Annotated in this window: 11 protein-coding genes; 2 read left to right on the top strand and 9 right to left on the bottom strand. The window is 55.4% G+C overall.

Going from position 1 to position 15,371, the window contains the following annotated elements; translation table 11 throughout:
• Positions 1 to 18 precede the first annotated feature (18 nt).
• From E1958_RS06165 to E1958_RS06145, 5 genes are all read right to left on the bottom strand, one after another.
• On the bottom strand, positions 19 to 1,773 hold the full coding sequence (locus tag E1958_RS06165) for a TAXI family TRAP transporter solute-binding subunit (RefSeq protein WP_133511096.1): 1,755 nt from the start codon (positions 1,771 to 1,773) through the stop codon (positions 19 to 21).
• Positions 1,770 to 3,899 carry an AAA family ATPase gene (locus tag E1958_RS06160; protein ID WP_133511095.1) on the bottom strand — a complete coding sequence of 710 codons (2,130 nt, stop codon included), beginning with the start codon at positions 3,897 to 3,899 and terminating at the stop codon, positions 1,770 to 1,772. Before E1958_RS06160 ends, E1958_RS06165 begins: the two co-directional genes overlap by 4 nt.
• A gap of 2 nt (positions 3,900 to 3,901) precedes the next feature.
• Positions 3,902 to 5,323, bottom strand: coding sequence for a hypothetical protein (locus tag E1958_RS06155; RefSeq protein ID WP_133511094.1), 1,422 nt, complete (start codon positions 5,321 to 5,323; stop codon positions 3,902 to 3,904).
• A 40-nt stretch (positions 5,324 to 5,363) separates the two neighbouring features.
• Positions 5,364 to 5,894: a hypothetical protein gene (locus E1958_RS06150; RefSeq protein WP_133511093.1), complete on the bottom strand. Its 531-nt coding sequence runs from the start codon at positions 5,892 to 5,894 to the stop codon at positions 5,364 to 5,366.
• A gap of 171 nt (positions 5,895 to 6,065) precedes the next feature.
• Positions 6,066 to 7,472, bottom strand: a complete 1,407-nt coding sequence (locus tag E1958_RS06145) for a hypothetical protein (RefSeq protein WP_133511092.1) — start codon at positions 7,470 to 7,472, stop codon at positions 6,066 to 6,068.
• A 124-nt stretch (positions 7,473 to 7,596) separates the two neighbouring features.
• Here E1958_RS06145 and E1958_RS06140 point away from each other — a divergent pair, with 124 nt between their 5' ends.
• A complete protein-coding gene (locus tag E1958_RS06140; protein WP_133511091.1) occupies positions 7,597 to 7,947 on the top strand; it encodes a hypothetical protein in 351 nt (116 codons plus the stop codon).
• Positions 7,948 to 8,389: 442 nt separating this feature from the next.
• On the opposite strand, the gene E1958_RS06135 is transcribed toward E1958_RS06140, so the two are convergent.
• The 4 genes from E1958_RS06135 to E1958_RS06120 all read right to left on the bottom strand — a co-directional run bounded on the left by E1958_RS06135 (position 8,390) and on the right by E1958_RS06120 (position 14,018).
• On the bottom strand, positions 8,390 to 10,501 hold the full coding sequence (locus E1958_RS06135) for an ATP-binding cassette domain-containing protein (protein WP_133511090.1): 2,112 nt from the start codon (positions 10,499 to 10,501) through the stop codon (positions 8,390 to 8,392).
• Positions 10,502 to 10,628: 127 nt separating this feature from the next.
• Positions 10,629 to 12,380, bottom strand: coding sequence for a vWA domain-containing protein (locus E1958_RS06130; RefSeq protein ID WP_208108573.1), 1,752 nt, complete (start codon positions 12,378 to 12,380; stop codon positions 10,629 to 10,631).
• Positions 12,381 to 13,059: 679 nt separating this feature from the next.
• Entirely contained in the window at positions 13,060 to 13,347 is a 288-nt protein-coding gene (gene moaD, locus E1958_RS06125; protein WP_133511089.1) for a molybdopterin converting factor subunit 1, read from the bottom strand.
• Positions 13,344 to 14,018 carry a molybdopterin molybdotransferase MoeA gene (locus tag E1958_RS06120; protein WP_133511088.1) on the bottom strand — a complete coding sequence of 225 codons (675 nt, stop codon included), beginning with the start codon at positions 14,016 to 14,018 and terminating at the stop codon, positions 13,344 to 13,346. Before E1958_RS06120 ends, moaD begins: the two co-directional genes overlap by 4 nt.
• A gap of 196 nt (positions 14,019 to 14,214) precedes the next feature.
• Here E1958_RS06120 and E1958_RS06115 point away from each other — a divergent pair, with 196 nt between their 5' ends.
• On the top strand, positions 14,215 to 14,925 hold the full coding sequence (locus E1958_RS06115; protein WP_133511087.1) for an IS110 family RNA-guided transposase: 711 nt from the start codon (positions 14,215 to 14,217) through the stop codon (positions 14,923 to 14,925).
• Positions 14,926 to 15,371 lie beyond the last annotated feature (446 nt).

Here is a 15,371-nt window from a genome sequence, read left to right as displayed (position 1 = left end):
TGAACTATAAAAGCACTCCTATGGTGTATTCCTTTTCCAGCGTTCACCACAATCTGCCTGCCTCCATCCATCTAATATATTTTCTAATTCTAAATAATCACGGTGGCTACCACTATTTCCCTGCGTGACTAGATAGGACTTTGTACCAGGCGGACGCAAAACCCCCAACTTTTCCGGCAATGAAACGAATCGCCGGCATCGGGCAAGACCCCTTCCGACAATTTCGTCGGTTCGTAGCTGGCTGAACTCGAATTGCACCATAACAGCAGTCGTTGCCACTGTGTCCACTGGGGCATCCAGCCATGGATAATCCTGCGGATCCATTGTTGCCTTCTTAAGCGAGAAATGTCGTAGCTTTAGGTCGAGGGCCTTAAAGTGGCTATGCTCATTTTCCTGGTTGTGGAGTAACCTGTTGAGTCCCTGAGCAGGATAGCCTGATAGAACCACTGCGACATCGATATCTCCCTTGGATAGCAATCCTATCAATTCATCTAGGTTATCTTGATGTCTGACATTACCGGAGAGATCGGTTGATTGTATCGGCAACGCCTTTTTGAGCACGCGGATCTCGCTCCCACCCCTCCTCCCTAATACCCCGAATTGCTTCGTCAACGCCAATTCCCCGCTGTCATGTATTTCCGATAAAGAATCATCGCTACGGATAATGAGATGCAACAAGACATCATACAATGGTGCGGCAACCTCTATCCTATTCGAATAGCGTTCTTTGACGCTCTCTTCAGATAATAGGTCCGCATACACAATCGCACCGGGGAGATCTTCCTTTGTCAGAATTGCCCTTAAAGCAGATTTTTGATTTTCCTTACCCACTGGATTGAGTCCATGCTCACGCAACACGTCAGACAGACGACTATGGTTGTCATAAATAGCCGGATCGTCACTAAGTCCAATATTAACAGAATCAGGCACTACCAAAGCCACCTGCAGCTTACTGGATTTCTGTCCCATATATTCTGCCACGAAGGAAACCGTTGTTTCCTTGGGAAACTTGCTGATACCCGTTATTTTCTTCTCATCCTCCTTCCACTCCAACCAAGACGGTAGATCGTAGGGCTTGATACTGATTTGCTCTTCAGGATACGGCATTCGACCGCCGATCAATACCTCCGGGAGCAATATCTCGATCGTCTCGTTCTGCCTGATGACATGTTGCAGACGTGTCTCTTGCCAATAAGGTGCCTTGGTGCAATTGAACTTATTGTTATCCGCATCAGCCGAGGGGGCACCAAGCCCGCAATCGTCTCGATATTGAAGTGCTGATAGTCGCTCGCACGCCCCAACATGACCGCCTGGTGCCCGAAAAGCACGCCTATACCAGTCAACCGCCTGTTTACAGTCCCGCAATTCGTTTTGCTGAAGGATTTTAAATAATCGATCAAAGATCAAACCCAGTTTATAGGCTGCCTCTTGACTCTTTTCTCCAAGATTCGCCTCTGCCAACTTTCTCAACCGGTCAATCTCAGTTTGTATCTCTTTCGGAATTTTTGACTTTGGTTTCTCTTGCGAGTCCGACTCTTGGGATAACCGCTTAGTCCCTTCTCCGGATTTCCGCTCAATGTGGACATGATCCTTTGATTTCTCGGTTTTAAGGTCAGGATCTAAAGGAGGGGACTGAACGGTTATCCCTTGGGGTACCGACGACTTTTGCCCGATATTGTGCTTATCTAGTGACTGCGGCTGTGCAACCGACTCGGGGACTAAAATGGATGAGATCAGGCCCAACAAAAAAACAGTGCCTACAGTAATTCTCATTGAAATTTCTCCCCAAATACAGACCTGATGGGTATCAATAGATCATCCAACTCAGATTGCGCACCGTCGTTCAAACCTTCTTTTGCCTTAGTAGCCAGAATCTTAAATTCTTCAGCTTGCAAGCGGGCCTTCGCCGCAATACCAGCAGTATCGTCTGTCGTGGATTTCCATTTCCGGTCGGCAGCCTCAATTAACGATTTTGCATCGTCCTCTTGACCAATCCGCAAATAGCAGGCAACCAAATAAACGATGCTTGCGTCCATGTGCTCAGGAATCACCCACTGACATCTCTCCCTATCCCGCCATGCTGCTTCAAGGAATTTCCTGGCCCACTGGTAATGCCCGGACTCGAACGCACCCTCCCCCAAATCCCGCAGACGACGAGTAGCATCGGTAATAGCGATCTCCGACACATCCGGACCTACCCCATCTCCCTCAGCAGTACGAGGTGACCGACAGTCCGATTGGGTATTTCCCGGCGACGGGACCAGGTCTCGATAAAAATACGGATACCCCTGTGCCCTCAATTCCCTGCTGAGCAGACGTTCGATAATCCGCGTCGGTTTAGCCTCCACCCCAAGTCCAAGTATTGGTGCCGCTTCAAATAACCCCATTGCCGTACCGGACCAATTTTTATCCTTCTCCTCAGTCAATTCTTTTAAACGCTGCTCCAGCTTTTTCTTCTTTTCCTCATGCTCCCGCACTTCTGATACGAGTGTGGGCGATTGCATGCTCGGCGGACCAACCACTAAGGCAAATATCAAAACAAGAATAGAGAACACCACCAGCCACCGGCGCGCAGGGGGCTTGAATGCCATATTCCGATGGCGAGAAATCGCCATCTTCAACGTGGTAAAGATTCTCAGCAATGCGAGGACTCCGGGAATCACAACAGCCGTGAGAATCATCCAGAGAATCGCTTCCCATAGCAGTACGCCAAAAGGCTTCAGCACATCACCAGAGCGATTAATTAGGAAGAAGAGAATCAATAGAAAGGTACTCAGACCGATCGTAATGAAGGGGCTGATGTCTAATACCCGGCGTAGCCATCGTTGTCGCTTATATTGCTTATTGGCATCCGACATCAAACACGTAAAACGTTGCTTCTGATCCTCCTCCGAGTCCGTTCCTTTAGGCCAATTCTCTAAATCAAAAACACGCTTAGAGATGTTTGCTATTTGAAGTGCGAAGTGCGAACCAGGAGAAACCTGACTGATCAAGCCGTTGGAGTAATAGGACTCGACGACCGAGTCCTCCAAGGCAATGACATAGGAATCTGCCGGTAGAAACAGCGTTTTGCCCTGTGGGTCGTTCTGCGGCAAAACATCCTTGATCAATCGCTGTGCCCAACCCCGTGCAGCTCGTGTCAATAGGGCCTTGTTCACTACTACTGTAACTTCTTTTGGCCAAACCGGTTTTTTGTCGTGATCCATGGTACAGTGCTTGTCGACCAGCGGTCGTGTGCTGATGATCTGTTGCGCCAGGTTATGAAACTGGTTCTCAGACGTTGGGTTATACTCGGATACGAACACCAGATGGTTTGCGTGCGCCGCGACCACTAGGCTAATGAAATCCGCTCCACCACGGGTATCGACGATAATGAAGTCGAACTCGTCCGAGTCTGCAATCCGAACGACCTGCAAGCAAAAGAATTTGGAGAACTGTTTTTTGGTCGCATTACTTTGAAAAGGCTCCTGCCCCCAAAGCTGAGCACAAGGATAGAGTATACCAATCGTCGAGGAGATCTCACCCGAACCTGCGGATCGACACCGCGTAGGCAAGTATTTCTCTACATCCTCGAATACCCGTGGCGATATCATCCGAGGTCGAAGCATTATCACCGGAGAATCTGTTTTTTGGAGTGGTTCACCGGTGTTACCTTTTTCTGTGTCTCTCGGAGATATGGTTGCGTCGAATGCGTCGATGATGCAGTGACGCAACGGGCTGACAAACCGGGTCGCCGACGTTGGCCGAAGGTAGACTGAGAGTCCTGCGGTCGCCACGTCGCAATCAACCATGAGCACCCGACGCCCTGATGCCAGTAACATGGCTGCCAGGTGTACCCCGATGATGGTCTTACCCGTACCACCCTTTGGGCTTACGATTGCAATGATCTTGGCAGCCATATTCAGAGCCTCCTGCCCATCGTGCGGAACAAAGCTTTATACCGATCTAGGAACGATGGTTTATCTGCGGACGGGCGGAGTGAAAACAGTGCCAAATCTTCGTTCCCGTTTGCGTAAAGCGTCGGCACCCACCAATGCAAGTGACAATGCTCATTGTAGTATTGTCCAGGCTCGTCGTCGTTTTCACCGACCCTGATACATGTTGGTAGATGTGAGTGCGCTTCATCCGGATCCTTGATACAACGCCGGGCTAGTGTCATCACAACATCAAAATGGTTATGAAGATCTGCATATGAATACGGATAAGGGCCGCACAAATAGCCTGGATCATTACAGTGCGTAATGATATCCAAGATGATTGCATGCAGCATATAGACGGCCCAGAAATTGACTTTGTACTGCATGCCTATCAACATATCACTGCGTTCGAGAAACTTTACCATGGTAGGCCTTATAGAGTCCCGTAAATTAGGGCTCTTATCCACATCCCAACCCAATGCGGCAGCGCTATAACAGGAGCTCAGGACCGCCAGCCGAAATCGGGAGCTGTCCGCAATTGCCTTATCCAAGAGATAATTGAGAATATGGGATGAACACCTGGGCCGGCCGATATCGTATCCAAATTGCTCACCTCTCTTCCGATTGTCTCGTATGATAAAGCGACCTTCGTAATTTGTTCCATTTTCTTCACGGTTAACTATACCGTGTGTAATTATCATCACACCACAGGCGAAATTCCCCGATCGAGAAGATGATAGCCTCCGGGATTTATTGGTTGCTAGAGAGGAATACCAACCAAGATGCTTCTTGAGAGGGTCATTTTTAAAGGGCTTCACTTTAATGCAAACATTCTCTGGCTGACTTGCGTTCTCGCTTGCGTTCTCGACCACTGTATTGAGAAATGGGGGCATATCAGGGATCAGCCAATCGGGCTTTACCTCATTGAAACTGTGAACTAGGTGTAGGGGGCCTCTGGGTGCATCGCGGTTCGGCGGTACCTCTATCGGTTTTCGAATCAACGACCCCTCAATCGCTAAATAGCCGAAATCGGGTTTGTAAAGCAGCTCCCATGGAAGGCACTGTAACGACGGCGGTATGGATAGAACAAACTGACAGAACCTTCCTCCAGCACTTTCAATCAGGTCGTCTGCTACCGCCGACAAGAATGCTTTGTAGAGTTCCTTTCCGCATATCTCTGTATAGTGCTTCGCTGCGTCGATGGTAGGTCGGTTACCTCCATACTCATTTCCGGAATGGAGTCCGCGTAGTACCCGTTTAAAGGCGTCGGACGCAATAAACTTTTGAGTAAATTTGTCAACGCTCGAAACGCTATGCGGGTGTTTATGTCCAGTGTCATCTGTAACGATGACAAGGCAGTTCCCCTCTTCAACCTCGAAAGTGATATCAACGGGCAAAAATTTCATAGGCTGTCTCATTCATATCCAGCAATGGCAATAGTGTGTGTTATCCCGTCGAACACACCCGATCTAATCCTTTTTTAGCCATGAACGCAAGGACAAGCAAACTATATCGTGTTGTCTGAAGAGGGTCTCCACTTAATGCTGCCGAGATGCTATTGCCGATTATTATCTGGAGTTCTTCGCCCAGAATGATAAGTTCGTCCCGCCCCATCATCGCCATGGACCCTTTCTCTCGTTCGTAAACCGCCTGGAGATCGTTAATAGGATCGATGCCGGAAGCGATATCGGTAATAGTAAAGGCACCTAGAAAGGCAATTACTTTTTCAAAGCGCTTGCGATATTGTTCTTTCATAGACCCATCCTTGCAGAATTTTTCACGCAATTGTTCCAATGTGTTCGAAAATGGATTTCCCCTCTCTTCGTCCCTACCGTCACTTAAGACTGTCCCCACACCAGCATTAGTCGGCGCTCGCAAACAGTCTTGCGCCCAACTCTGTAAGGTGTCGGCGTCCGAGTCCACCAGTCCGTCGAGAACAAGATTATCGAGTACTTCAGCTATCTGTTCACGTGACATGTTTTACTCCAATCGTGTGTGTCAGCCTCTCTCAACTTTTCACCCTTCTCGCAAGCAGGAGTCAAAGCGGAAGTAGGGTATGGATACCGACCGGTAGCATACGCAGACCTGATACGTTGAGGAACGGTCCGATCAGCACAAACCAAAGACGTAACATCGAGTGCAACCCAGTCACTCTTTAGGTAAATGAGCCATATAGCCTAACCCCTCGTCGGGCAACAAGATGTGTGTACAGCCGCCACGTTCTTTGGTTTTCAACGCGGCCTCGAGTCCGGTTTTGAGTCGGGTCAGCAAGCCGATTGCGGCGTCTTGCTGCGCCGGTTCCATTGCTTTCAGGCGGTTTGACAGACGATCCGAATCTCTTTTCGCGTCATAGGTTATCCCCCGCACCCGACCATCGGCATTCGAGCGTGGTAACTTAAGCAACTTGGTCACGTCGTACTTGGCGTCGAAATCTGCGGCTATTTCCTCGGGGTTCCCGCCATCAGCCAGCTGTTTAATCGCGGTTATCGCGGCACTTAGAGACTTACGCAATTCTTGTAGGGAAGCGCTTGAGACCAGGAAAGAGAGTTCTGAGAAGCTGTCCGCCGCATCCAGATGCAGACCCTCGGCCGAGTAACCTGCCTCCGTCGATCCCTCCAGCTTGGCGCGGCCAATACCCACGAGGCTTATGACGACGGAATCGACGCGATCGGCACCGAGTAGCTGTCGAGGTATGCCGCTAGTGTCCTGCTCTTCTTCGTAATATCCGGGATGGTGCTTGGATCTGGCGATGGTCTCGGTGATCAGGGCCTTGCTGTCCCCCGGTGTGTAACCGCTGATGATACGTAACCACTTACGCGGTCTACCGTCAGGAAAGTGAGGGATAGGCGCTTTCCGATGTACCTCATCGATCAGGGTCTTGAGCCGACTCGGTGCATCGAGTGGGACGGGATAACCCTGCTTGACCCAAAAGACATAGTCGAGGGTGCGGCTGGAACCGACAATGGCGTTACGCATGCCGTCGAGGAAGCGTTTGAAATCCATAGGGTCACGAAGCAGTGCCGGTGATCGCTTCTCAGCCGCAAGCCCCTGCACGTACATCATTAGCGCCATGAGGGATTTGAATGACTCGGGTTCGGCGACGCTACCGTCCGCTGCTACATCGTGCCAGAATACACCCCAGGTGAAGTCCGGGTTCTCTTCACGCAGGGCATCCTCAACGACTGCTAAGCCGGAAATCTCTACCGTTGGGGCATCGCCGATCACCAGGATATTGATGCGATTGGGTGCAGTATCGGCGTTATCGCTCCCCGGCACGACCCTCGGTACCCGGTCCAACCCCGGAAAACGAACCGGCAACACGGATTTCTCCGATGTGTCTGGGGAAATCTCGGATTCTTTTGTCGACAACCTTTGCCATTCCGTAACAGGCAACTCGACCGGCAGCAGGCGACCCCGGCTTTCCGACAGGTCCAGGTGATAGGGTTGTCGGTCAAGCACAGCGACACCTGGATCGAACCAATAGCCCGGTACGATACCAGTGTCGTTGCGCCGACCGACGAGGACAATGTCTGCGAGACCGTTTGCCTCAAACAACTCCAGCTCGGAACCATCTGTCCGGCAGATCTTGACCGCGGGAGCCGGCGGAGATGTCGATACTGCGGGGGCGCCTGTTCTCGCATCCACCGATGCAGTTTTCGATGGGGCAGGAGCGGTTTTTTTGGCTTCCAGATCCCGCAAGAATCTCTTTGGAACAGGGCTACTCGATGCCTCAGCTTTATGGCGGGAAGCCAAGGCCGTCAGTCCACCGCTAGCCGTGTCCTTGCCATCGCTTACCTTTGAATACGACCCATCGCTATCCGTGGTGGCGGATGCTGCTGCATCCGGCTTGACGGATGATTTGGCCTTTCTTGCGATTGCACCTAAGCTCGGTTTCTTGCCTACAGATCGTTCTTCCACCGGTGCTTTGGTGGTACCCGTCCTCGGCGCGCGCCCCTTTACAGCAGAAACGGGCGGTTTGGCATCGCCGACGGATACCAGCGACTTACTCGACGCTACTTTTTGGCATTGAAGAGGCTCTATAATGCCCTTTTCTATCAGACGTAAGTCAAACAAGTAGCCACTGTTTATGTCACGATAGCTCGCTAGTCCGGCAGGACCATACGGGGATGGGAGGATCAGCTGAGCGGTACTTGATACCCTTGTTAGGAAGCGCCAAAGTCTTCGGGGACCAATATCGAGAAGGGCCAAATGAGCGAATCCGGGATTACTGTCCTTTTTTTGTGGCAGGAACCTTATCCTGCTCTCACCCCTCCGCTTATCCGATCCGTAAAGAGGACGCATTAGGGGGACGGTCCCTATCATGCGGATCGACACGATCTCCTCGTCCTTGAGGATATCCCCAGCCTGCCAGTGCTTGCATGCTCGAAGGTCCAGAGGGCTGTCAGCACCACCGGAGGATAAGGGCGCCAATGTGATTGCGGACGCAACCAGTAAGATACGAAAGGGCCGGTTCAAGATTGCAACACCTTTGCCGGGTCGGTGTTGGCGGTCCTGAAGGCCGGATACAGGGCGGCGACAATGCCGAGGACCAGCGCAAACAGGAGGATCGGTACATAGAACTCACTGACCGGGGCGAAGATGGCGTCGAAGGTCTGCGGATCTCCGTCTTGCACGGCGGCATCGGCGCCGCGTTGGGCAAGCAACGCCTTGCTCTGATCCACAAGGACTGCCCCGAGCGTGAGTCCAAGTACGGTGCCGACCGTGACGGAAAAGGCCGTCGCCAGCACTTGGGTCAATACCAGATCGCCGCGGCGCATGCCGAGTACCCGCCACAGGGCCAGCTCGGTTTCGCGGAGCTTGGCGCTGGTGAAGATGTTGGCCGCAACTGTGATGGCCACGGCCAGGACAATCAGTGCCAGGAGTGGAATGAAGATGGTCCAGGCGGTGTCCTGCACGTCCAGCGCCCATTTGAAACGCCAGATGTCGGATCTGGGTTTGTAGCCCTGTTTGGCCACTTGCTTGATCACGGGTATGACGTCACGCATCCCACGGGCATAGATCTGTAGGGAGTCTTCCCAGGGGAAATCCGCCATGTGGGCGACGGCTCCGGTGTCGGTCCAGGCGTCGGCCGCCTCGTTGAGAGGCAAGGGGAACTCGTCGCGGCGATCGCGCTTGAAGCGGTCGAAGGCCAGGTGAGTGGTATTGGGCAGGTAAAGCTGCCGGCCGCCCTCGGCGTACAAAATGATGCCCTGCACCCTCAGCTTGATCGATGTCTCACCGCGCAGGTTGCCGCTCGGTGTGTACTGGCCGAGCCGGATGGTTACCTGGCGCCCGATGAAATCGTCATAGTCCTCGGTACCGACCTCGAGGCCGGTGATATCGAACAGCTCACCCAGCAGGCTGGCCGTGACGATGACCTGGAGCTGATCATGACCGCCGCTGAACGGGCCGCCGGCGACGAAATCTAGCAGACCGTATTCCGGATCCCCGGCGTGCAGACCCATGGCGCTGTAGGTCGTCGTGCTGCCGTCCCTATTGACCAGGGATGCCAATGTGACTCGCCGGGGAACCACCTTGTCTACTGCCTCCCACGCGGCGATCTCTCCACGCCCGGGAAAGCGATCGTCTTGGCCACGATCCGCTCGCCGGGGCTTGATCTCCACCCGGTTCAGGCGTGAGCCCTTGGTCATGGCATCGTCGACGAATTCCTGGGCGCCGATGATCACCGATGCAAATACGCTGACCTGACAGACCCCAACAATGAGCGAGATCAGGATCAGCCCCAGAAAGATCGGTCTGGATAGGGTTTCGCGTATCGCCTGCTTGAGCAGAATCCCCACTGGTGCCCGTGGCTTCCAGCCCCCGGCCAAACCGGTGGCAGGCCCCTGTACGGGTAGGCCCGGGTTGTTCGGAGTCTCGGGGGGTGGCGTCAGCTCCCGCAGCTTACCCTTATCCAGTTCGAGTTGGCGGCCGGTGTCGTAGAAGACTGAATCGTGGGAGACGACAATGACTGTGTGCCCATCAGCGCACAGGGTCTTGAGGTGCTCGACGACATAGTTCTTGAGATCGCCATGCAGGCTGGCGGTCGGCTCGTCGGCCAAGATGATGCTGGGACGATTGACGATAGCACGCATGATGGATGCGCGCTGCTTTTGGCCCCCCGAGGCCGGACCGGGGCGTAGGGCCAGGATCTCATCGCGCCGTCCATCGTCGAAGAAACGCGGTGCCAGGTCCTCGACGATCTGCGGCGCGGCTTGGCGCCGTTCCCGATCACCCTGCAACAACAGCGGTGTCTCGATGTTCTTGCGCAGGGTCAGGTGGTTGAACAGGCGACCTTCCTGGAAGATAAAGCCGATGTTCTCGGCGCGCAATTCGTCCAGAAACCAGTCCGGTTTGCCGCGCACGGCGTGGCCGGCAAAGCTGTAGTCGCCGCTGAACCCGGTATCCAGCATGCCGAGTATGCGCAATAGGGTAGTCTTGCCGGAACCGCTCTCGCCGCGAATCACATTGAAACTGCCGGCGGCGATGTCCAGATCGAGATCGGTCAGGATCTCGACGCGCTCGCCAAGGCCACTACGGAAGGCACGGGAAATACCGCGCAGGGAGATGATCGGCTGGTCCATACCGCGGGTGCTCCTCGTGTCTTTAACATCGTTCCTCAGCCGGGATTTTTCCGGCTGCATTCAGCCACACCGGCATTGAGCCGACAGCGAACCGCGCCCAGTCACTCGCCCATTCTGCACTCAACCATCAGGGCAAGGCTGCAATCGGCATCCACACCGCTGGGTTGGAATCGAACTCCGCCAGATTGGCATCGAGATACTTGGCCAGGATATTGCCTGCATCCTGAATCCGTTTGCTGTACTTGAGCCGTTCCTCGCGGTTTAGGGTATCGAGGTATTCGAGCTTGAATTTCAACAGGTCCGAGCGGAACTCGATGCCCAGGTTCTTGCGGATGAGTTCCGAAATCGTCTCAGTCTTGTCGTAGTCCTCCCCGGCGATAGCGGCGATTGCCTCGCCGGCCGAGCGCAAGAATGCTTCCGAATCCACCCCTGTGGTGCCCAGCACCGAGTACAGGTTGATCAACCCTTGCAGAGTCTCCTTCTCAATCTGGATCTTGGGCTCCAGCAGGTCGTTGTTCTCGACCATGTAGCCTTCGCGTACCAACACGCCGCCTGCACCGAGATCGATGTTGAAATCGACGCCGTTACGACGCAACCGGTCGAGCTTCTCGCCGTCCAATACCGCCAGCGGGATCGATGCATAGCCACGGTAATCGAATTCCATTTTACTCAGGGTTTCCTTACCCTCGGCAACCGACGAGGTGGCTGCCTCACTCATCTTGTTAGTGACTGCCAAGGCGATGCTTTTCTGTGTCGCACCTGAATCCCAGCGAATAAACTTACCACCGGTGTTGTCCGCCAGGGGCTGCATCACGGTTTCGAGATTGGGGCCGAAGTTCGGCCCGGCCTGAACGGTAATAACCGGGATATTCGCTTCAAACACACCCTTGGCAACCGCGTTGACATCCAAACCGGCCGGAATCCGCCCCTTGGGATCGAGTGTCCCCTCGGTCGTCGGTTTGGCATCGTCGTTGAGGACCCCGATTAGGATGCGACGCCCGTGTTGACCCCAGTTGTACAGATGCGTGGCGAAGTAGATGGCATCCAGCACGGGTTCGGCCGCATCGCCGCCGCCGGTCATCAGTCCTGCGGCCTCGTTCAGGGCCTTGGCAGCATCTTCGATCGGCAAGGGCGAAAGCTCAACCAAGTTCTCTGCGTCACCTACATCCCGATAGAAGACGAATCCCATGGTGGATTTCTTGACGACATCCGGATCCAGGCTCTTTACCGCACCAGCAATGGTTCGAGCAGTCTCGGTGGCAAACGCCGCCATGGAGCCGGTGGCATCGAAGACGACCACAATGGTGGCGGCCTGTAATGCCTTCTTTGTCTGCTCTATATCACCTTTTTTGATCTCAATCCGTGCTTCGGCGGGGAGCGCAGCGGGCAACAGTACCTTATAGACCCGCTTGTCCGCGACCTTACGGAACTTATAGGTTTGGCTGCCTAACACAGGGTAGGGACGGGTCGACCGCTCACGCTTACGGGTGGATTTCAAGTCTTCTTGAAAGGCCGGGGGATGCAGCTTCTTGTTGCCCGATTCCATGAATTTCTTCAGCACTGCTTCCTCGTCCCAGGCAACGATCTCCGGGCGATCCTCCAGGAATGCGATGTCGCTGAATGCGAGTGCCTCCCGCGTCGGCCAGAGATGCGATTGGCCCTTGGGTACATAGCCTACGTTGCCGGCCATGGCCTCTTCGACGGTATCCGCCGGAACATCGGTAATTTTGAAATAGTCACCAGCTTCGCAGATAACGAAGTACGGCTGCAGCAGCTCCATCACATAGGCCTCTTCCTTGCCGGCCGGTGTCTTGAATACCTTGATCTTGTCGGAGCCTGCGACAACCTTATGGATAAACCCATCCGGAGTCGTCGCCATCTCGGTTGCTTCGCAGGCGAGTACCGAACTATTCGCAACTGCTGCTATTATGAAACCGACGGCGATCCCTAAGGTCCTCACTCGATGATACATTTCTATCTCCCATACTGAATGTGACAGAGGCCGCACCCTTACCGCTCGTTTCCCCGGTATCGCTGTCGTCACTGGGCCTTATGTGACTGAACGGGCAAAACAAACACTCGCTCGATACCCTGATCTCTGGCCATTGCCGAGACGGCGCCTGACTTGGTCTCGTTAAGATACCACTGTTGCAATATCTTACATCTATAAGTGTCAAACGCCTACCGCGTCTTCGGCCGAATCTTCTCAACGCGGCACAGGTTCAAAGCCAATGCCATTAAGTTAAGCGTCACCGGCGCCGTTTGTGATCGGTTGAGCGCTGTTTTTCATTCGCCCTCTCCCCAACCCCTCTTCCGCCGAAGGTGTCGCAAAAGTCCTTTCGAACCACAGAGGACACAGAGAACGCAGAGAAGGGCACAGGCCGATTCCCTACGTCCTCTGTGTTCTCTGTGGTTTAAACTTCACAGACTGGCAGCTGACACCACCGGTTTTACGACACTCTCCCGCCGGGAGAGGGGCTTTGAGGCTTAACTTAATGACATTGGGTTCAAAGCTGATGTCCACCAGCTGTAGCTATCCGGCGTCTCCGGCCCACGCTCTACCCGATTCGATCCGGACATTGAGCGCCGGGTCTACCCCCGGTAACCGGCGGGAAGAAAGCCACTTCGTCGCCGTCCTTGATTGGCGTCTCGGGACGGGCCAGCTCCTGATTGACCGCTGCCAGGATGGTTTCGTCTTCTGCCAGGAGCTCGGACCAAGCGCCACCGCGTCCTCGCAGCAAGGCCGCGAGGTCACCGACCGTCGCCAGCCCGGCCGCGGCCGGGAGCTCCTCGCCGGCGGTCCCCAGTTGTTCACGTAGGCGGGCGAAGTAGAGGACCTTGATCATCCGGTGAGCGCGCTGAAGGGAATGAACTCGATGGGGTCTCCCTCCTGCAAGGACCGACCCTCGAGGATGACGGCCAGACCATTGGCCCAGGCCACGGAGGAGAGCACGGCGGAGGAAGGGTTGGGGTAGAGACTTACCCGGCACCGACCACTCTCATCCGGCTCCAGGCGCGCGCGTTGGAACTCGCGGCGCTTGGCCGGTCGCGGCCATGTGAAGCCCACCTCGGCCGTCACCACAGCGGGTCGGACAGAGCCCGCAATGCCCTGCATGCGCCGGATGAAGGGTCGGGCGAACAGGCAGAAGGTGACGAACAGGGAGACGGGATTGCCGGGACTGCCGATGAACGGGGTCCGCTCCCCGTCGATGTGGCCACCGATATGGCCGAAGGCCAACGGCTTGCCGGGACGCATGGCAATCTGCCACAGATCCAGGCTGCCCAGGCGCTCCACCGCCGGCTTGACATGGTTCTCCTCGCCCACGGAGACACCGCCGCTGGCCAGAATCAGGTCAGAGTGCTCGGCCGCGTCGGCCAGGGCCTCCATAGTGGCGTCCAGTGTGTCCCTGACGATACCCAGATCCCGGACCTCACAGCCCAGTTCTTCCAGCAAGCCGATCAGGATGAAACGGTTGGAGTTGTAGATCTGCCCGGGTCCCAGAGGAGTACCGGGCATAACCAACTCGTCGCCGCTGGAGAAGACGGCGACGGACGGTCAGCTCGGCGGTGCCCACCATTGGGCGCGCGAGCTGAGCGCGCAAGGATACGAGGTGCGGCTGATGGCACCGCAATTGGTCACGGGCTACGTCAAGAGCAACCAGAACGACGACAAGGATGCGGCGGGCATGTGCGAGGCGGTGTGACGAGCCAACATGCGTTTCGTTGCGGTCAAGACGGTTGAGCAGCAAGACTTGCAAGCGTTGCACCGGATGCGTCAGGCCGCGGTCAAGGTGCGTACGGCCGTGGTCAATCAAATGCGCGGCTTGCTGGGCGAGTATGGTCTGGTGGTGCCCAAGGGGGTGGGGCCGCGGCGGCGGGCGCTGCCGGAGATGCTCGAAGACAGCGAGAACCAACTCTCGGCGCTGCTACGGCCGCTGTTGGCCCAGGTCTCCGAGCAACTGCTGGTGCTCGATGCACGCATCCAGGGCTACGATGCGCAGCTCAACGCCGTGTTCGAGCAGCCGGAGGCGTGCCAACGGATCGCGGCAATCGAAGGCATCGGTCCCCTGACTGCTACCGCCTTAGTCGGCACCTTCGGTGATGGGCATCAGTTCCCCGACGAGCGGCAATTTGCCGTGGCCCTGGGGCGGGTGCTGCGCCAACCCGGGACCGGCGGCAAAGTGCGGCGGTTGGAGATCAGCAAACGGGGTAATCGGCATCTGCGTACCTTGCTGGTCCACGGGGCGCGTTCGGTGGTTCAAGCAGTGATGAGCAAAGACAAGTCAGACGCCCGGAGTCGTTGGATCAAGCGCCTGGTCCGGGAGCGGGGCTACAACCGGGCGGTGGTGGCGGTGGCAAACCAGAACGCGCGCATCAGTTGGGCGCTGCTGACGCGGCAGGAAGCATACCGGTTAGCCACCTGAAAGTAATCGCCCGACGGCGCGGGCGCCGTCAACCACGAAACGCTTGAGGAGTACACCAACAACGGTTGCGTAGGTAGCACACACATGATGGCAAGCCAGGTCAGACCGGCACCTCTCAAACCTGCTCCACCGCTGAGGCCTTCGAGGCCGATAGGATGTTCAAGGCGAGGTGCGCGAATCGCCAGCGAGGCCGTGGGCATCTGAATGCCCAGACAGAGGCCGGATAGATGACAGCATAGATGACAGCAACCTTTCCCTTCGCCAAATCATGCGTGTTTCACCTTGCAAACGGGATGGGTCCATATATGCGGTGAGCGCAGTATACCGCCTCAAGGACGGCATTGACGGTCGGCGCGAACCGCATCGCCGGCTGGCCCGGGCCCGACAGTGCGCACGCGCTTTCGGGATTCGATTACGGGCACCCTTTTCGTCAACGGCATGCTTGA

The organism is Candidatus Thiosymbion oneisti (assembly GCF_004359955.1).
In the GTDB taxonomy this organism is placed as follows: domain Bacteria; phylum Pseudomonadota; class Gammaproteobacteria; order Chromatiales; family Chromatiaceae; genus Thiosymbion; species Thiosymbion oneisti.
This window is presented reverse-complemented; position numbering and strand designations above follow the sequence as displayed.